General features: G+C 74.9%; 17 protein-coding genes and 1 riboswitch. Of the genes, 4 read left to right on the top strand and 13 right to left on the bottom strand.

The window, feature by feature from the left end:
- From pspM to ACW0Q9_RS18360, 7 genes are all read right to left on the bottom strand, one after another.
- Window positions 1-782: phage shock envelope stress response protein PspM (pspM, locus tag ACW0Q9_RS18330; RefSeq protein WP_456182859.1), on the bottom strand; the 782-nt coding region annotated here is incomplete at its 3' end.
- Window positions 783-798: 16 nt separating this feature from the next.
- Window positions 799-1,647 carry a PspA/IM30 family protein gene (locus ACW0Q9_RS18335; RefSeq protein ID WP_456182861.1) on the bottom strand — a complete coding sequence of 283 codons (849 nt, stop codon included), beginning with the start codon at window positions 1,645-1,647 and terminating at the stop codon, window positions 799-801.
- Between the two features lie 166 nt (window positions 1,648-1,813).
- Entirely contained in the window at window positions 1,814-2,263 is a 450-nt protein-coding gene (locus ACW0Q9_RS18340; RefSeq protein WP_456182863.1) for a helix-turn-helix domain-containing protein, read from the bottom strand.
- Between the two features lie 223 nt (window positions 2,264-2,486).
- Complete coding sequence (locus ACW0Q9_RS18345; RefSeq protein ID WP_456182865.1) at window positions 2,487-3,059, bottom strand: CinA family protein; 573 nt, start codon at window positions 3,057-3,059, stop codon at window positions 2,487-2,489.
- Window positions 3,060-3,155: 96 nt separating this feature from the next.
- Window positions 3,156-3,737: a CDP-diacylglycerol--glycerol-3-phosphate 3-phosphatidyltransferase gene (gene pgsA, locus ACW0Q9_RS18350; protein WP_148428135.1), complete on the bottom strand. Its 582-nt coding sequence runs from the start codon at window positions 3,735-3,737 to the stop codon at window positions 3,156-3,158.
- A 47-nt stretch (window positions 3,738-3,784) separates the two neighbouring features.
- The gene (gene rimO / locus ACW0Q9_RS18355; RefSeq protein WP_456182868.1) at window positions 3,785-5,284 is read right to left on the bottom strand and encodes a 30S ribosomal protein S12 methylthiotransferase RimO; all 1,500 of its coding nucleotides are present in this window, start codon (window positions 5,282-5,284) and stop codon (window positions 3,785-3,787) included.
- 76 nt (window positions 5,285-5,360) lie between these two features.
- A complete protein-coding gene (locus tag ACW0Q9_RS18360) occupies window positions 5,361-6,284 on the bottom strand; it encodes an ornithine cyclodeaminase family protein (protein ID WP_456182870.1) in 924 nt (307 codons plus the stop codon).
- 95 nt (window positions 6,285-6,379) lie between these two features.
- Window positions 6,380-6,445: riboswitch (guanidine-III (ykkC-III) riboswitch) on the top strand.
- Window positions 6,446-6,497: 52 nt separating this feature from the next.
- Here ACW0Q9_RS18360 and ACW0Q9_RS18365 point away from each other — a divergent pair.
- Window positions 6,498-6,812: a DMT family transporter gene (locus ACW0Q9_RS18365; protein WP_456182872.1), complete on the top strand. Its 315-nt coding sequence runs from the start codon at window positions 6,498-6,500 to the stop codon at window positions 6,810-6,812.
- 98 nt (window positions 6,813-6,910) lie between these two features.
- Window positions 6,911-7,150 carry a hypothetical protein gene (locus ACW0Q9_RS18370; RefSeq protein ID WP_456182874.1) on the top strand — a complete coding sequence of 80 codons (240 nt, stop codon included), beginning with the start codon at window positions 6,911-6,913 and terminating at the stop codon, window positions 7,148-7,150.
- 65 nt (window positions 7,151-7,215) lie between these two features.
- On the opposite strand, the gene ACW0Q9_RS18375 is transcribed toward ACW0Q9_RS18370, so the two are convergent.
- Window positions 7,216-9,660, bottom strand: a complete 2,445-nt coding sequence (locus ACW0Q9_RS18375; protein WP_456182876.1) for a DNA translocase FtsK — start codon at window positions 9,658-9,660, stop codon at window positions 7,216-7,218.
- A 113-nt stretch (window positions 9,661-9,773) separates the two neighbouring features.
- Between ACW0Q9_RS18375 and ACW0Q9_RS18380 the strand changes: the two genes are divergently transcribed.
- Both ACW0Q9_RS18380 and ACW0Q9_RS18385 read left to right on the top strand, forming a co-directional pair.
- Complete coding sequence (locus ACW0Q9_RS18380; protein WP_456182878.1) at window positions 9,774-10,253, top strand: YbjN domain-containing protein; 480 nt, start codon at window positions 9,774-9,776, stop codon at window positions 10,251-10,253.
- Entirely contained in the window at window positions 10,250-11,830 is a 1,581-nt protein-coding gene (locus ACW0Q9_RS18385; protein WP_456182880.1) for a YbjN domain-containing protein, read from the top strand. Before ACW0Q9_RS18380 ends, ACW0Q9_RS18385 begins: the two co-directional genes overlap by 4 nt.
- An 88-nt stretch (window positions 11,831-11,918) precedes the next feature.
- On the opposite strand, the gene ACW0Q9_RS18390 is transcribed toward ACW0Q9_RS18385, so the two are convergent.
- From ACW0Q9_RS18390 to ACW0Q9_RS18410, 5 genes are all read right to left on the bottom strand, one after another.
- Entirely contained in the window at window positions 11,919-13,481 is a 1,563-nt protein-coding gene (locus tag ACW0Q9_RS18390) for a S1 family peptidase (RefSeq protein ID WP_456182882.1), read from the bottom strand.
- Window positions 13,482-13,666: 185 nt separating this feature from the next.
- Entirely contained in the window at window positions 13,667-15,355 is a 1,689-nt protein-coding gene (locus ACW0Q9_RS18395; protein ID WP_456182884.1) for a ribonuclease J, read from the bottom strand.
- A gap of 51 nt (window positions 15,356-15,406) precedes the next feature.
- Window positions 15,407-16,333: a 4-hydroxy-tetrahydrodipicolinate synthase gene (gene dapA, locus ACW0Q9_RS18400; protein WP_456182886.1), complete on the bottom strand. Its 927-nt coding sequence runs from the start codon at window positions 16,331-16,333 to the stop codon at window positions 15,407-15,409.
- A 52-nt stretch (window positions 16,334-16,385) separates the two neighbouring features.
- Window positions 16,386-17,123: an FAD-dependent thymidylate synthase gene (gene thyX, locus ACW0Q9_RS18405; protein WP_091269003.1), complete on the bottom strand. Its 738-nt coding sequence runs from the start codon at window positions 17,121-17,123 to the stop codon at window positions 16,386-16,388.
- Between the two features lie 815 nt (window positions 17,124-17,938).
- On the bottom strand, window positions 17,939-18,535 hold the full coding sequence (locus ACW0Q9_RS18410; protein ID WP_456182888.1) for a DUF2752 domain-containing protein: 597 nt from the start codon (window positions 18,533-18,535) through the stop codon (window positions 17,939-17,941).
- Between the last annotated feature and the right edge of the window lie 17 nt (window positions 18,536-18,552).

Raw genomic sequence — 18,552 nt, forward strand, 5'->3', positions numbered from 1 at the left:
CAGGCCAACGCCATCGCCCGGGTGTGGGCGGTGCGGAGTTCGGCGAGGGCGGAGGCGACGCCGTGCAGCAGGTCGGTGGCCTCGGTGAGGCGGGCGGCCGACGCGTCCTCCATGCTCGGGTGCGCGTCCTCGGCCACGTAGCCGGCGGCCGCCACCACGAGCCGCTCGTACGCGGCCACCCCACCCTCCAGCTGACCCACCAGCGTGGCGTGCGCCTCGGCGAGCGACCCGCGGGCCTCGGCCGGGGCGAGCTTCAGGGCGCGTTCCACGCCGGCCACCCGGTTGGCCAGGTCGCGCAGGGAGCGGTCGGCTTCGGCCGCCTCGCGGACCGCCGGCTCGGCCAGCCCGGTGAGCCGGCCGGCCAGCCCGGCCAGGGTCAGCGCCGCCCGGTCCAGCCGCGCCCACGCCTCGGCGGCGGTGGTGCCGCGCAGGGCGAAGCGGGAACGGACCCGGCGTACCTCGGCGAGGACGCCGGGGCCCACGGGCAGCCGCTCGACGGCGGCGACCAGCCGGGCGCGGGAGCGGGCGGCGGCCTCGGCCGGGTCGAGGGCCGGCGGGGCCGGCACGGCGGCGAGGACGCGCAGGTCCACCCAGCGCCAGGCGGCGACGGCGATCGCGCTGCCCGCGGCGCCGGCCCAGGCCGCGTCGGGCAGGCCCAGCCCGGCGTACGGGGTCAGCACGGCGGCCGCGCCGCCCAGCCCACCGGCCAGGACGCTCCAGCGCCGCGCCGACCGGCGCAACCTGCGCAGCCGGCGGAAGTGCCGCGCCCGCTCGTCCACCATCGGTCTCCCCCGTCCCCTAGCTCGTGGTGCTCTCCCCGGTGCCGCGCTCCCGGCTCATGTTGGCCCGGATCTCGTCGAGCCGGGCGGCCGCCGGGTCGGCGGGCTGCCCCACCCCGGGGCGCTCCTGCCGGCCGCCGAGCTGCTCGCCGGCCATGCTCGACCGGATCTGCTCCAGTCTCGCCGATCCGGCCGAGTCGAGGGTCGCCTTCTGGATCTCCAGCATCCGGCCCTCGACGGAGTTGCCGGCCAGTTCGGCCCGGCCCATCGCGTCGGCGTAGCGGCGCTCGATCCGGTCCCGGACCTCGTTGAGGGACGGGGTGCTGGCGGGAGCGGTGAGCGCCGACATCGACTCCAGCGAGCGGGCCACGGTCTCCTGCATCTTGGCCTGCTCGAGCTGGCTGAGCAGCTTGGTGCGCTCGGCCAGCTTCTGCTGGAGGATCATCGAGTTGTTCTCGACCGCCTTGCGGGCCTGCGCGGCCGCGCCGAGCGCCTGGTCGTGCAGGGTCTTGAGGTCCTCCGTCGCCTGCTCGGCGGAGACCAGCTGGGTGGCGAGCAGCTGCGCGGACTGCTCGTAGCGCCCGGCCTCGGTCTCCTCGCCGCGGCCCCGGGCCTGGTCGGCCAGGACCAGGGCCTGCCGGGCGTTGGCCTGGAGCTGCTCGACCTCGGTCATCTGCCGGGACAGCTTCATCTCCAGCTGGCGCTGGTTGCCGATCACCGCGGCCGCCTGCTGGACCAGCGCCTGGTGCTGCCGCTGGGCCTCCTCGATGGCCTGCTGGATCTGCACCTTCGGATCGGCGTGCTCGTCGATCTTCGCGCCGAAGAGCGCCATCAGGTATTTCCAACCCTTGACGAACGGGTTCGCCATCTCCGCCTTGTCCCCTCAGTAGCGTCGCGTCGCCTCGACCGGGGTCGACCGGGGAGTCGCGCGGTGTGCCTCCATCGTCCCAGGCGGACGCCAACACGGCACCCGTACGACCCTGATCAACACTACGACGGGGGCGCCACCGGTGCCCATCGCGCGGCGGGCGGGATCAGGCGGCGCAGACCACGTCGCGGTCGGCGGGGCGGACCCGGGTGCTGCGCAGGGTCGCCTTGAGCGGCGAGTCCTGGCGGACCTGGACGGCCACCGAGCCGTCGGAGGTGACCTGCCGGACCCCCCGGTTGGTCGCCTTGCGCACCGCCGCCGGTGCGACCGGCGTGGGCTCGACCTGCTCGTCGGCCACCGGGACCAGCACCCCGGGCATCTGCTCGGCGAGCGCGACCGTGTCGCTGACCTCGCGCAGCAGCTCGGAGAGGCGGGCGCCGAGCGCGTCGCAGATCGCGGCCAGCAGCTCGCTGGAGGGTTCCTTCTGGCCGCGCTCGATCTCGGAGAGGTAACCGAGGCTGACGTTGGCGGCGGAGGAGACCTCGCGGAGGGTGCGGTGCTGCCCCTGCCGGCGCGCCCGCAGTGCGTCACCGATCACTCGGCGTAGCAGGACCATCGCACCTCCCCCTGGACGGGACAACCATCTCCGGCCGGCGTGCCGTGCCGGGCGCGGCGGACCGCCCCGGCGCCGGCAGTCGCCCGGAGCCTTCCCGCAACCGTACCCGTTGGCCGCCCCGACGACATCCCACCCCGCCTCTCCAATCCTGCGGAACCGGCCGTGCGGGCCGGCCGGCGGCCCCGGGCCGGCACGCCCGCGGTCGGGCGTGTCGCGGCCGGGATCACCGGTGGCCGGCCCCGGCCCGGTCGGCGGCGTCCGCCTCGTCCGTGGATTCCGCCTCGTCGGCCTTGACGGCGGCGTGGATCTGCTCGGCCAGCAGGCGCAGCGCCTCGATCACCGCCGCCGAGCGGATGTGGTCCCGGCCACCGTCGAGGCGCAGCTCGCGTACCTCGGTGCCGCCGGGCCCGGCCGCCGCCACGTAGACCAGGCCGACCGGCTTGCCGTCCTGCGGCTCCGGCCCGGCGACGCCGGTGGTGGCCAGCCCCCAGTCGGCGCCGCAGCGCCGTCGCCCGCCCTCGGCGAGGGCGGCGGCCACGTCCGGATCGACGGGCCCGCGCTCGGCCAGCAGGTCCTCCGGTACGCCGGCCAGCTCCGACTTCAACTCGGTGGCGTAGACCACCAGACCGCCCTGAAAGATCCCACTCACCCCGGCGATCTCCACGATCGCGGCGGAGAGCAGCCCGCCGGTCAACGACTCGACGGTGGCCAGCGTCTCCCCGCGCTCGTGCAGGCTGTGCACCACCGAGGCCGCCGGACTGCCGGCGGGCCGCTCGTGATTCGCATCCGTCCCCATGCCGGCCCTCTCTTCCCGCACCGCCGCGACCTACTCATCCCGCGGACGGATTCACCGATCATGAGGTTATCGCCGGCGACGCCGCACCGGCCGGAGTCAGCGGGTGGGGCGGCGCAGGCGGAGGGCCTGGGCGATGTAGTCGAAGCCGGTGACCACGGTGACCACCACGGCCGCGCCCATGATCCAGGGACCGACGGGGGCCAGCGCGTCGGGCATCGGCCAGAGGTACCAGGTGATCGCGAGGATCTGGAGGGCCGTCTTGATCTTGCCGCCGCGGCTGGCCGCGATCACGCCGTGCCGGATCACCCAGAAGCGCAGCGCGGTGATGCCCAGCTCGCGGGCGAGGATCACCACGGTCACCCACCAGGGCAGCCGGTCGTACCAGGAGAGCAGCACCAGGGCGGCGCCGGTGAGCGCCTTGTCGGCGATCGGGTCGGCCACCTTGCCGAGCGAGGTGACCAGCCCGAAGCGACGGGCGATCCAGCCGTCCACCAGGTCGGTCGCCGAGGCGACCACGAAGATCAGGCAGGCCGCCATGCGCCAGCCGGCGTGGCTCATCGCGGAGGCGACCACGGTGACCGCGAAGACCGGGACCAGCACCAGCCGCACCGCGGTCAGCACGTTCGCCGCGTTCAGCAGGGGCACCGGGGCCGCCACCGTCGACTCCGCCCCGGTCATGTCCGGCACCACCCCACGTGGCTCCCCCGTTCTGTCCGGGCCCGCCGTCACCGTGCCGCGCCGGGCGCCGCCGAGATCATCTCATCCGGTACGGCGACCAGGTCGACACCCTCGGTCGCGGTGACCGTGGCCCGGACCAGGTCGCCGGGGCGCAGGGCGGCCAGGTCCACACCGCCGCCCTGCGGGGCGACCAGGGTGGTCGAGCCGTCGACCTCGGGCGCCTGGTGGGCGGCCCGCCCCTCGACCACACCGTCGGCGACCGAGTCGACAAGCACCTCCACCGTCGAGCCGAGACGCTCCTCGGCCCGCTGCGAGCAGAGCTCGTCGGCGAGCGCGGCGAGCTTGTCGTAGCGCCGCTTGATCGTCGCGGCGGACACCTTGCCGGGCAGGCCGGCGGCCTCGGTGCCGTCCTCGTCGCTGTAGTCGAACACGCCGATCGCGTCGAGGCGCGCCTCGGTGAGGAACCGGACCAGCTCGGCCACGTCCTGCTTGGTCTCGCCGGGGAAGCCGACGATGAAGTTGCTGCGCGCGCCCGCCGCCGGCGCCAGCTCCCGGGCCGAGGCGAGCAGCTCCAGGAACCGGTCGGTGGAGCCGAACCGGCGCATCCGGCGCAGCACCGGCTCGCTGGAGTGCTGGAACGACAGGTCGAAGTAGGCGGCCACGCCCGGCGTGGTCGCGATCACCTCGACCAGGCCGGGCCGGGTCTCGGCGGGCTGGAGGTAGCTGGCCCGCACCCGCACGATCCCGTCGATCGCGGCGAGCTGCGGCAGCAGCTTCTCCAGGGCCCGGGGGTCGCCCAGGTCCTTGCCGTAGGAGGTCGAGTTCTCGCTGACCAGCACCAGCTCGCGGACGCCGGTCTTGGCCAGCCACTCCGCCTCGGCGAGCAGCTCGTCCGGGGTGCGCGAGACGAACGCCCCGCGGAACGCCGGGATGGCACAGAACGCGCAGCGCCGGTCGCAGCCGCTGGCCAGCTTGAGCGAGGCCACCGGCCCGGTGTCGAGCCGGTGCCGCAGCACCTGCCGCAGGTGCGCCGGGGTGTGCTCGTCGGCCTCGGCGGCGACCCGGGTCGGGGTGCCGTGGCCGGGCAGCGACACCGCCGCCTCCCGGCGCTTGACCGGGGTGAGCGGCAGCAGCTCGCGCCGGTCGCGCGGGGTGTGCGCGTCAAGCGCCTCGCCGGCCACCACGGCGTCCAGCCGGGCCGCGATGTCCGGATAGTCGTCGAAGCTGAGCACCGCCTGCGCCTCGGGGAGGCTGTCGGCCAGCTCGCGGCCGTAGCGCTCGGCCATGCAGCCGGCGGCGACCACCTTGGCGCCGGTGTCGGCGGCGGCCAGCAGCGTCTGGATCGAGTCCTGCTTGGCCTTCTCCACGAACCCGCAGGTGTTCACGACCACCACGTCGGCGCCCTCGCCGTCGGTGGTCACCTGCCAGCCGTCGGCGTGCAGCCGGGCGGCCAGCTCCTCCGAGTCGACCTCGTTACGGGCGCAGCCCAGGGTCAGCAGGGCGACGCGACGGCCGTCAACAGGAGAGGAGGAGGTGGCAGACACCATCCGAGGGTACCGGGCGGCGGCGGGAACCCCACGGCGGCGGGCCGCCGGCATCGACCGGCTCACACCGAGCCGCGGGTCAGCGGGCCGCCGCGCCGACCCGGGCCAGGCGGTCGAGGAGGAAGACCTCCGTGCCGGCCAGGCCGGTGGAGCAGAAGACCGAGATCTGGTCCGCGCCGGTCCGCCCCGGGACCGCCCCGGCCAGCACCGCGCCCAGGTCGCGCAGCCGGTCCGCGTACGGCTCGACGGCGGCGAGCATCGGCGGGGCGTACGCGGCCGCCTGCGCGGGCGAGTCGGTGACCAGCAGGTCGGCGGCGTCCAGCAGGTCGGGCCCGAACTCGTGCCGGTCGACCTGCTTGAAGCCGACCGTGTTGACGTGGGTGCCGGGGGCGAGGTCGGCGGCGGCCAGCACCGGGCAGGTGCTGGTGGTGGCGAGCACCACGAGGTCCCGGTCGCGCACCGCCGCGGCGGCCGAGTCGACCGCGCGGGCCGGCACGCCCAGTTCGGCCCGGACCCGGGCGGCGAACGCCTCGCGGCGGGCCGCCGAGCGGCTGTGCACGGTCACCTCGCGCAGCGGGCGGACCGCGGCGGCGGCCCAGACCTGGGTCCACGCCTGGCGGCCGGAGCCCACCACGCCGAGGGTGGCCGCGTCGGGGCGGGCCAACGCGTCCACGGCCACCCCGCCGAGCCCTCCGGTACGCCGCGAACCCAGTTCCTCGCCGACCGCGATGGCGCGTACCGCACCGGTGGCGGCGTCGTGCAGCACCACGAGCTGCCCGCTCTCCGGGTGCCCGAACGTGTCGTACGAGCGGAAGCCGTACCACTCGCCGGTGAGGTGCCCGGCCGTGAGCACCATCCGGCCCCCGCCGAGCGGGGCGGACGCCCGGGGCGGGGCGATGAGCCGGCCCTCGTACGCGGCCAGCAGCGCGTCCCGCATGGCGGCGACGGTGAGCGGAGCGTCCACGGCGGCGGCGACGTCCTCGTCGGAGAAGAGCACGGTCATGCCGACCATCGTGCAACCTGAAGTTCACGTGAACTCCAGCCATGGTGGGATTCGTCACCGCGGCGGCCCGCCGGCCCCGGCGGTGCTAGCGTCGGCCTCGGTGGCCCCGCGCCACCCCGGACGAGTGGTGGGCGTACCCGGTCAGGCCAAGACGCCCCGCGTGACCGCCCGTCCCGGCCCCGGTGGCCGGGCCCGTCCCGTCAGAGGTGACCCATGGCCTGGCTCGTGCTGGTGCTCTCCGGACTGCTGGAGACCGCGTGGGCGATCGCCCTCGACCGCAGCGCCGGCTTCACCCGCCCGCTCCCCTCCGCGGTCTTCGCCGTGACGCTGGTGGCCAGCATGGCCGGCCTGGCGTACGCGCTGCGCGACATCCCGGTCGGCACCGGCTACGCCGTCTGGGTCGGCATCGGGGCGGTCGGCACCGCCCTGGTCGGGATGGTGGCGCTGGGCGAGTCGGCCAGCCTGCCCCGGATCGCCTGCCTGCTGCTGGTGGTCGCCGGCGTGGTCGGCCTCAAGATCTACCACTGAGCCCCTCGGGGCCGGCCCGACGTCCCGTTTGGACGCGGTGCCGTCGCGGGTATCCCCTCCTCGCTCCACTCGAGAGGAACCCACTGACGGAGGACATCATGGCCGACATGCCCGCCACCACCCGCCCTCGCGGCAACGCCGCCCGGATCTGCACCATCCTCGGTTTCGTCTTCGCCGCCATCGCCATCTTCGTGCCGTTCCTCGGCCTGGTCGGGCTGATCCTCGGCATCGTCGGCGCGGTGCTCGGCGACAAGCCGCTCGGCTGGTACGCCGCCGCGGCGAGCGTCGCCGGCGCCGTCCTCGGCTACATCATCGCCGCCGCGATCCTGAACTCCTGACCGCACCGCCAGCACGACGAGGGCCCGCCGGATGCCGGCGGGCCCTCGTCGCGTGCTCGTCCGGTCTACTCCTCGCCGCCGCGCAGGCCGGCCAGGACCTCCTCCAGCTCGTCCGGCTTGACCAGCACGTCGCGCGCCTTGGACCCCTCGGACGGGCCGACCACGCCCCGGGTCTCCATGAGGTCCATGAGCCGGCCCGCCTTGGCGAAGCCGACCCGCAGCTTGCGCTGGAGCATCGAGGTCGAGCCGAACTGCGACGTGACCACCAGCTCCACCGCCTGCACCAGCAGGTCCAGGTCGTCGCCGATGTCCTCGTCGATCTTCTTCTTGCTGTCCTGCGCGACCGTCAGCACGTCCGGCCGGAAGTCCGGCTCGCGCTGGTCCTTGCAGAACTTCACCACGTCGTGGATCTCGCGCTCGGTCACCCAGGCGCCCTGGATCCGGACCGGCTTCGACGCGCCCATCGGCAGGAACAGCCCGTCGCCGCGGCCGAGCAGCTTCTCCGCGCCGGGCTGGTCGAGGATGACCCGGGAGTCCGCCAGCGACGAGGTCGCGAAGGCGAGCCGGGACGGCACGTTCGCCTTGATCAGGCCGGTCACCACGTCGACCGAGGGACGCTGCGTGGCCAGGACCAGGTGGATGCCGGCGGCCCGGGCCAACTGGGTGATCCGGACGACGGAGTCCTCCACGTCGCGCGGCGCGACCATCATGAGGTCCGCCAGCTCGTCGACGATCACCAGCAGGTACGGGTAGGGCCGCATCTCCCGCTCGCTGCCCGGCGGCGCCTTGATCTCGCCGTTGCGCACCTTGCGGTTGAAGTCGTCGATGTGCCGGACCCCGTTGGCGGCGAGGTCGTCGTAGCGCATGTCCATCTCGCGGACGACCCACTCCAGCGAGTCGGCCGCCTTCTTCGGGTTGGTCACGATCGGGGTGACCAGGTGCGGGATGCCCTCGTAGCCGGTCATCTCGACCCGCTTCGGGTCGATCAGCAGCAGCCGCACCTCGTCCGGGGTGGCCCGGGTGAGGATCGAGACCAGCAGCGAGTTCAGGCAGGACGACTTGCCCGCGCCGGTCGCGCCGGCGATCAGGATGTGCGGCATCTTGGCCAGGTTGGCCACCACGTAGCCGCCCTCGATGTCCTTGCCGAGCGCCACCACCATCGGGTGGTGGTCGCTGGTGGCGGCCCGCGAGCGGAGCACGTCGCCGAGCGCCACGTTCTCCGGGTCGGTGTTCGGGATCTCCACGCCGACCGCGCTCTTGCCCGGGATGGGGCTGAGGATCCGCACGTCCGGCGACTTCACGGCGTAGGCGATGTTGCGGGAGAGCTGGGTGATCCGCTCCACCTTGACGCCCGGACCCAGCTCGACCTCGTAGCGGGTGACCGTCGGGCCGCGGGTGAAGCCGGTGACCGCGGCGTCCACGTCGAACTGCTCGAAGACGCCGGTCAGCGCGGCGATGACCTCGTCGTTGGCCTTGCTCCGGGTCTTCGGCGCGGCCCCGCTGCCCAGCATGTTGGCCGGCGGCAGGGTGTAGTCGCCGGCCAGCCCGGTGAGCGCGAGCTGCTCGGCCCGGGTGGGCAGCGGCGAGTGCTCCGGCGGCTCGACCGGCTTGCGGCTGGCCGGCACCCGCTTGCGCGGCAGCACCAGGGTGTCCTGGAGGTCGACACCGGCCAGGTCGTCGTCGTCCGGGTCCAGCGGGTCCACCGGCGGCGGGAGGCGCTTGGCCGCCCGCTTGCGGGCCGGCTTCGTCGCCTCGGCCTCGGCCTCCTCGGCGTCGGGCGGCGGGACCGGGGCGGCCCGCAGCCCGAGCCGCTCCGGGATCTTGTTGATCGGGGTGGCGGTGACCACCAGCAGGCCGAAGAGCAGCAGGAGGAGCAGCAGCGGCATGGCCACCCAGGCGGTGACCGCCGACTTGAGCAGGTCGCCCACGCCGGCGCCGAGCAGGCCGCCCGCGTAGTCCCGCTGGACCTCGTCGACCGGGTCCTGTCCGATGTGCAGCATGGCCGCCGTGGCGAGCAGCATGGAGCCCCAGCCGACCAGGCCGCGCCCGCGGTGCTCGGGATCGGCCGGGGTGCGCATCAGCCGCCAGGCGCCCACCATGAGCAGCACCGGGAGCACGATGGCGATGGCCCCGACGAAGAGGCGCACGGTGTCCGCGAGGTGCCGGCCCACCGGCCCCGCGCCGCCGGACCAGATGCCCACCGCGGTGAGGATGGCCAGGCCGAACAGGAGCAGCCCGGCACCGTCGCGGCGGTGCTCCGGGTCCAGGTCGCGGGTGGTGGCGGCCTGCCGGCCGGCGGCCCGGAACGCCCAGCCCACGCAATGCGCCAGCCCCATCCACAGGGCGCCCAGCGCGCGGCCGAGGAACGCCGCCGGGCTCGGCCCGGGCGCCGGACGCCGCCGGGCGGTCGCCCGGGTGGCCTTCTTGGCCGGCTGGCGGGCACGGCTGTTCGTGGTCCCGCGCGGCGACGCGCCGCGCCGCCGGCTCGCCTGAGAGGTACGGCCCGCCATAGAGTCACCGTAACGGCGGGACCCGGCAGATCGCCGCTTTTCCGGGTCGTGTCCGCGCGTCGCGGCCCGGATCCGCCGCCGTTTGTGTTATTCGCCTCAGAAGGGATGCCCTCATGGCGTCGCCGGAGATCGAGGACGGTCCGGACGGCCCCCTGGCCGGACACCCGCAGACGCTGCGACCGCTGACCGGCGAGCTGATCGCCGCCGTGCTGGCCAACCGGGGGTACGCGGTGGCCGTGGACGCCGACGGCGACCTGGTGGGCCGCTGGGACCAGAGCCTCATCTGGTTCTTCCGCCGCGGCGCCGCCGGGGAACTGCTCCAGGTGCGCACCGTCGCGGCGCACCGGTTCGGCATCGAGCGGGTGCCCGACCTGTACGCCTTCTGCAACGCCTGGAACCACGACCGGCTCTGGCCCAAGGCGTTCGTGCACGTCGGCGACGACGGGCTGGCCCAGGTCTGCGGCGAGGTGACCACCGACCTGGAGCGCGGCGTCACCCCGCACCAGCTCGACCAGCTCGTCGACTGCGGCGTCACCACCGGCTGCCAGCTCGCCGCCGCCGTGGCGGACCTGCCCGGCGGGACGGTCCGGTGACCACCTTCCGCGACCGAGGGCTGGCCGACGCGCTCGCCGACGCCCGGGACCTGCCCGACGGCGAGGCCCGCTGCGCCGAGCTGGAACGGATCGCCGCCCGGGCCGACGCCACCGGCGACCCGCGTACCGCGCTGGCGGCACGGTTCGCGCTGGTCGAGGCCTACCTGCACCTCGGCGAGCGGTGGCGGATGGTGGATCCGGTGCGCCGCTGCGTGGCCACGGTGGACCGGCGGCCCGGGCTGCTCGACGGCCACCCCGGCGAGACCGAGCGGCTGCGCCGGCACCAGCGGCAGGCCGTGGAGGCGCTCTTCGGCACCCCCCGGGTGGCCCTGGACCAGGCCCGCTCCCTGTTGGACGATCTCGCCGACCGGCTGGGCCCGGACGCGGAGCCGGTGGCCGAGCTGCGCTGCCGGCTGGCCGACCACCTCGGCGACGAGCCGACCGCCCGCCGGGAGTACGACCGCTGGTCCGCCGGCGACCCGTCCGGCCCGGTGTCCGGCTGTGCCGGCTGCGCCCCGGCCCGCCGCGCCGAGCTGCTGGCCGGCTGGGGCGAACCGGTGGCCGCCCTGGCCGTGCTGGGGCCGGCGCTCGACGGCGAGCCGGGCTGCACCGACCAGCCGGAGCGGGCCCTCGCCGCGGGGCTGCTGCCCTGGCTGCGCGCCGGCGAGGCGGCGCGTGCCGCCCGGGCGCACGTGCGGGCGTACCGGCGGCACCGCCGGGAGCGGGCAGCGTTTCCGCAGCTCGCCGCGCACCTGCGGTTCTGCGCGCTGGGCGGGCACCTGGCGCACGGGCTGGACGTGCTGGCCGAGCAGCTGCCCCGGCTGGACCACCCGGCCGACGACCTCTCCGCCATGGAGTTCGCCGCGGCCGGCGCGCTGCTGTGCGGGCTGGCCGTCGAGGCCGGTCTCGGCGGGCGGCGGGTCCACCGCCCCGGGCACGGGCCGCGGCCGGCCGCCGAGGTGGACGTGCGGACGCTCGGCGCCCAGCTCCAGGCCCTCGCCATCGCGCTGGCCGGCAGCTTCGACGCCCGCAACGGCACCGGCCACCAGTCCGGCCGGATCGCGTCCTGGCTGGCCGAGCGACCGCTCGCCGAGCCGGTGCCGCTGCCCGACGAGGACGACGTGGGGCCCGACGACGACCCGGCCGAGCCCGGTCCGCCCGGCGAGGAAGAGGTCGCCCCCCTGAGCCTGCGGATGCTCACGGCCGCCCTCGACGCGCGCGGGGACGCGTACACGATGGAGCCGGACGGCACCGTGGCGGGGCGCTGGGGCGAGGCGGTGGTCCAGTTCCGCCGGCTCGGTGAGCAGGGCGAGGTGCTGCACGCCCGGGTCGTGGCGCTGCGCCGGCTGCCGGCCGACCGCCGCGCCGAGGCGTACGCGTTCTGCAACGCCTGGAACCACGACCGGCTGCTGCCGGCGGCGTACGTGCACGACCCGGGCGACGGGACGCTGCTGCTGGCCGCCGACGTCACCACCGACCTGGCCTACGGGGTGGCCCCGGCGCAGCTCGTCGTTCTGGTCACCGCGGCGGTCAGCACCGGGGCCGCGTACGCCGAGGCGGTCGCCGCGCTGCCCTGATCCCCGGACGCGGCGCGGCCCCCGGCCACCGGGCGGTGGTGGACGGGGGCCGCGGTCCGGTGCCGCCGGGGATCGACCCGGCGGCGGCTCAGCGGGCGGAGAACGCCAGGGTGTACTCGCCGGAGCCGGCCAGCCCGACCACCCGGTAGCGGTAGGCGCCGGCCGGGGTGTCGGCGGTCAGCCGGGCGAGCCCGTCGGCGCTGTCGGCGCGGGCCACGGTGCGGAACGCGGTGCCGGTGAAGCGTTGCAGCTCCAGCACTACCCGGGCGTCCGCCGGCGCGGACACGCACGCCTCCTGGGCGCCGCCGGACACCCGGAAGAACCGGCCGTCCGGCTGGACCTGGGCCCGCCCGGCGGCGATCCGGCCGGTCCGGCTCACCTGCCCGGTGCAGGCCGTCGCGTCGTCGGCCGGCGGGGTGGCCGGCGCGCTGCTCGCCGGCGGCGCGGTGGACCCGCCCCCGGCCGGCGGCGCGGAGGGGGCCGGCTGGCCGCCCGCGGTGACCAGGGTCAGGTTGTTGCGCTGGAGGATCTCGTTGACCGGCTGGAAGAAGGTGATCCCACCGCGCGTGCAGTCGCCGGAGCCGCCGGAGGTGACGCCCTGCGCCTGGTCGCCGGAGAGCCAGGCGCCACCCGAGTCGCCCGGCTCGGCGCAGACGTTCGTCCGGGTCAGCCCGGTGACCGTCCCCTCCGGATAGTTGACCGTGGCGTTCTTGGCCTGGATCACCCCGCAGCGGGTGCCGGTGGTCGAGCCGGAGCGGCACACGGAGGCGCCCACCGGGGCCTCGGCGGAGCCGTTCACCGGCACCGTGCCGCCGTTGAAGTCGTTGACCACGCCCTGTGGCGTCCACTGGCCGTTGACCTCGACGACCGCCCAGTCGTCGCCGGGGAACGAGGACGCGGCGAAGGTGCCCTGGGCGACCCGGTTCGCGCCGGCGGTCCGGTCCCCCGGCCGGCCGCAGTGCCCGGCCGTGACGAAGCCGCCGACCACCGAGAAGCCGACCGAGCAGCGGCCGGCGCCGTTGATGAAGTACGCGTCGCCGCCCCGCACGTCGAACAGCGGGCGGGGCGCCTCGTCGGCGGTCTTCACCCGCACCGCGCCGGCGGGCACGCCGCTGGCCTCGGCGAACCGGCGGCCGGCCGCCTCGGCGCCGGGCCGGGCGACCACCACCACCGAGTTGGTGGGCACGTCGACGTACCAGCCGGCGACGTCCGGGGTCGCCTCGCCGCCGGCCGCGTCGAGGCGGGTCTTCACCGCGTCCAGCTCGGCGACCCCGCGGTCGACCCGCTTCGGCACCGCCCCGGCGGCGGTCACCCGGGCCGCCTGCGCCGGATCGGCCACCGCCACGTTGAGCGTCGCGCCGTCGGCGCCGAGCCAGCTGCCGCCGTAGTCGGCGCCCAGCTCGGTACGGAGTTTCGTGACCGTGCCCGACGCCCACCGCTCGGTCTTCAGCCGCCGGGCCGCCTGGTCCCGGGTGAGCGAGAGGTCGCGGCTCAGCGCGTCCAGCACCTCGGGCGCGACGCCGTCGGACGCCGCCGGGGCGGTCCGCCGGGCCGTCGGGTTCTCGCCGGCGAAGGACGGCAGGGTCACCGCCGCCGCCGTGCCCGCCGCCGCCACCAGTACGCCGATGGCTGTCATCCGTCTGCGGTCCATCCGCCACGCTCCTCCCGGCCGGCGCGGGGTACGCCTGCCGGAGCGGTATACGGAGACGGACGCCGATCGGTTGAACGGATCCGGTCAGGATCGGCGGAGTGTGGCGGGACGGCTTCGGGGCGTACCCGGGAACGGCGACGCCGGCCCACCGCGGACGGTGGACCGGCGTGCGGACCCTACGACGGTCAGACCTCGACGACCGTCGGCACGATCATCGGCCGGCGGCGGTACGCGTCGTTGACCCAGCGCCCGACGGTGCGCCGGACGATCTGCTGGAGCTGGTGCGGGTCGGTGATGCCGTCCGCGGCGGCCCGGTTCAGTGCCTCGGTGACCAGCGGGATGACCGGGCTGAACGCCTCCGGGTCCTCGGAGAACCCCTTCGCCGAGAGGGTCGGCCCGCCGACCACCTTGCCGGTGACCGAGTCGACCACCACGGTGGTGGCGATGAAGCCGCCGTCGCCGAGGATCCGGCGCTCGGTGAGCAGCGACTCGCTGACGTCGCCGACCGCGAGGCCGTCGACGTAGACGTACCGGCTCTTCACGTGGCCGACCAGGCTGGCCCGCCCGTCGACCAGGTCGACGACGTCGCCGTCCTCGCAGAGCACCACCCGGTCCGGCGCCACGCCGGACTCGATGCCCAGGCGGGCGTGCGCCCGCAGGTGCCGCCATTCGCCGTGCACCGGCATGAGGTTGCTCGGGCGGGTGACGTTGAGCAGGTAGAGCAGCTCGCCGGCCGGGGCGTGACCCGAGACGTGCACCTTCGCCACGTCCTTGTGGATCACGGTCGCGCCGGCCCGGGCCAGCCGGTTGATCACCCGGTAGACCGAGGTCTCGTTGCCGGGCACCAGCGAGGAGGCCAGCACCACGGTGTCACCGGGGGCGATGGTGATGTGCCGGTGGTCGCCGCTGGCCATCCGGCCCAGCGCGCTCATCGGCTCGCCCTGCGAGCCGGTGGACATCAGCACGATCTGCTCGGGCGGCAGCGTGGTGGCCTCCTCCAGCCCGACCACCAGGCCCGGCGGGATGTTCAGCAGGCCCAGGTCGCGCGCGATGCCCATGTTGCGCACCATCGACCGGCCGATCAGCGCCACCTTGCGGCCGTGCTCGACCGCCGAGTCGAAGACCTGCTGCACGCGGTGCACGTGCGAGGCGAACGAGGCCACGATGATCCGGCCGCGGGCCTTGGCGAAGATCGAGTCGAGCACCGGCCCGATCTCCCGCTCCGGGGTGACGAAGCCGGGGATCTCCGCGTTGGTGGAGTCCGAGAGCAGCAGGTCCACGCCCTCGGCGCCGAGCCGGGCGAAGCCGGCCAGGTCGGTGATCCGGCCGTCCAGCGGGAGCTGGTCCATCTTGAAGTCGCCGGTGTGCAGCACCAGGCCGGCGGGGGTGCGGATGGCCACCGCGAGCGCGTCGGGGATCGAGTGGTTCACGGCGAAGAACTCGCACTCGAACGGGCCGAGCCGCTCGCGCCGCCCCTCGGCGACGGTCAGCGTGTAGGGCTGGATCCGCCGCTCGGCCAGCTTGGCCTCGACCAGGGCCAGGGTGAACTGCGAGCCGACCAGCGGGATGTCCGGCTTGTGGGCGAGCAGGTACGGCACCGCGCCGATGTGGTCCTCATGGCCGTGGGTGAGCACGATCGCCTGCACGTCGCCGAGCCGGTCCAGGATCGGGCCGAAGTCGGGCAGGATCAGATCCACGCCCGGCTGCTCGACGTCGGGGAAGAGCACCCCGCAGTCGACGATCAGCAGCTTTCCGTCGTACTCGAAGACCGTCATGTTCCGGCCGATGGCGCCGAGTCCGCCGAGCGGGATGATCCGCAGGCCGCCTTCCGGCAGCGGCGGGGGCAGCTCACCCTCGATGTGCGCCTCGGTCACGCGTCACCTCATTCTGCGACGCCGTCGCGCGGCGTCCGTCGTGTCGTTCGATCATTCGGGCAGGGGCAGGCCCGCCGCGGCGCAGTCGGCGCGCAGCTGGGCCAGTTCGTCGCCGGTGGCGTCCACCAGCGGCGGGCGGACCGGGCCGGCCGGCAGCCCCTTGGCCGCCAGGCCGGCCTTCACCAGGATCACGCCCTGGGTCCGGAAGATGCCGGTGTACAGCGGCAGCAGCCGCCGGTGCAGGGCGAGCGCGGCGGCGGTGTCGCCCGCCTCGTACGCCTCGATCATCTGCTTGGTCTGCACGCCGGTGAAGTGCGTGGAGGTGCCGACCACGCCGACCGAGCCGACCGCCAGGGCGGGCAGGGTCAGCGCGTCCTCGCCGCTGTAGTAGGCCAGGTCGCTGCGGGCCAGCACCCAGGAGGTGGCGGTGAGGTCGCCCTTGGCGTCCTTGACCGCGACGATCCGGCCGTGCTCGGCCAGCTTCACCAGCGTGTCGGTGGCGATCGCCGTGCCGGTCCGGTGCGGGATGTCGTACAGCATGATCGGCAGCCCGCTGGCGTCGGCGACCGCGGTGAAGTGGCGCAGCAGCCCGGCCTGCGGCGGCTTGTTGTAGTACGGCGTGACCACGAGCAGGCCGTGCGCACCGGCCTTCTCCGCCTGCGCGGCCAGCTCGATGGTGTGCCGGGTGTCGTTGGTGCCCACCCCGGCGAGGATCCGGGCCCGGTCGCCGACCGCCTCCGCGACGACGCGGATCAGCGCCTCCTGCTCCGCGTCGGTGGTGGTCGGCGACTCACCCGTGGTGCCGTTGAGCACCAGCGCGTCGTTGCCCTGCTCGTCGACGAGGTGGCTGGCGAGCCGTACCGCGCCGTCGAGGTCGAGCGACCCGTCGGCGGTGAACGGGGTCACCATGGCCGTGATCAGTCGCCCGAACGGGCGCGACGCGCCCCGGTCCGGGGCGGCAGGGAGGTCGTGCGTCATGTTCACAACCTAGCGGACGACCACCGGGGCCCCGGCGGCGAAGGGCGACGACTCACTCGGCGTGCGGAGACGCCGCCACCTCGGTGCCGTCGGGCAGCGTGGAGATCACGAAGTCGGCGAAGACGTTCGGCGCGACCCCCTGGAGCTGCCGCAGGCACTCCACGGCCAGCTCGCGGATCTCCACGTCGGCGTGCTCGGTGGCCCGCATCTTGATGAAGTGCCGCCAGGCCCGGTAGTTGCCGGTCACCACGATCCGGGTCTCGGTGGCGTTGGGCAGCACCGCGCGGGCCGCCTGCCGGGCCTGCTTGCGGCGCAGCGTCGGGTTGGGCTCGTCGGTGAACCGGGCCTCCAGCCCCTCCAGCAGCTCGGTGTACGCCCGCACCGCCGCCTCGCTGGCCTCGACGAACTTCTTGTGCAGCTCCGGGTCCTCGGCGATCACCGCCGGCTCGACCATGGCCGCGTCCCGCTCCGGCACGTAGCGCTGGGAGAGCTGGGAGTAGGAGAAGTGCCGGTGCCGGATCAGCTCGTGGGTGAAGGAGCGGGACACCCCGCTGAAGTAGAAGCTCACCGAGCCGTGCTCCAGCACCGAGAGGTGCCCCACGTCGAGGATGTGTGCCAGGTAGCCGGCGTTCGTGGCGGTGGCCGGGTTCGGCTTCTTCCAGCTCTGGTAGCAGGCCCGGCCGGCGAACTCGGCCAGCGCCTGACCGCCCTCCGCGTCGGTCGACCACGGCACGTCGTCCGGGGCCTGGAACTGGGTCCACGCGATCAGCTTGACCTGGGGCTGCACCATCTCCGGCATTCCTGCGACTGTAGTGGCCCCTGCGCCGGCCGCGAAAGTTGGGCGCGCGGACGTGAACCAGCGCACCAGCGGCGAATCTTGGACACTTCCCGTCCGCCGCGAACGCCAAGTGTCCAAGATCTCCGCGGGCACCCGGTGGTGCGGCCCGGCGGTCCGGCCCGGCGGCGTGGCCGTCCGGCCAGGGGCTGGGGTGGCCCGGCGGCGGTGGCGGTCCGGCCGGGGCCGGGTTACCCGCGGCGGCCTGTCGAGCTGAGTCGGTGGTGACATCACCGCCCGACGTCCGACGCAATCGTGCTGTTCGCCGAGCGCTGCGAAGTCGTCGAGCACTGCGGCGAGCGTGCAGCAGCGGGATCTTGGCGAGTTTCCGTGCGGAGCGAACAGCAACTCGCCAAGATCAGAAACAGCGACCGGGCGAGGTTGTTGACGAAGCGAGGACCCGCGTGGCGGGTCAGCGCGGGAGGGCGCGCACCCAGCGCCGACCGTGACATCACCGACGACTCAGCTCGAAAGGCACCGGGCCGTAGGAGGAGGGGGCGTGCACAGCCGCGGACCGTGACATCGGCGACGACTCAGCTCGAAAGGCACCGGCCGTAGGGCAGCGACACGGCCGGGCGGGTCAAGAGCCGGCCGGGACGGCTTGCCCGACCCGTTCCCCCGGGCGCCGGTCGGCCGCACGTGGTCAACTCCAGCTCGGCGAGATGGCGGTATCGACGCCGGTCCGACACCGCCCAGCTCAGCCGAGCGGCGTCACCCGTGGGGCGTGGTGCGGGCGTCGCGCCGACTCGCGGCGGGCAGCCCGGCACCGGTCAGACGTAGAGCGAGGTGAACGGGGCCCAGGGCAGGTTGCGGGCCACCGAGAAGGCGAGCCAGAGGGCCAGGAAGCCGCCGATCACCTTGGGGCTGAACCGCAGCTCCGGCAGCCGCCAGCCGAACGCCCGGTTCCCCGCCCAGCTGACGAAGAGCCAGGCCAGGAAGGGCAGCGAGAAGACGAAGAGGAAGTGGTGCCGCGCGGCGGCGGGCAGGTCGGCGTGCAGCACGTACCAGAGGGCGCGGGTGCCGCCGCAGCCCGGGCAGTCCAGCCCGGTGGTGAGCTTGAGCAGGCAGGTCGGCCGGGCGGCCGGGTCGCTGTGGGTGGGGTCGCTGAGCAGCGCATAGGCCATGCCCAGACCGACGCAGCCGAGCGCCGCGAGGGGCACCGCCCAGCGCGGGGCGCGGGCGTGCAGCCGCAGCACCAGGCGGGTGAACCGGTCCGGCTCGACCGCCGGGTAGGTAACTCCGGCGGGCCAACTCTCCGGCCCGGCAGAGTGCGGCCCGTAATGGGCGTGCGGCCCTTCGGCGTGCGCGGCGCGCTCCGCGTGCACCCCAGCGGCGACGGCGTGCGGCGCGGTGACGGCGCCGGGCAGCCCGTTGGCGGATGGCG

The organism is Micromonospora sp. I033 (assembly GCF_053890995.1).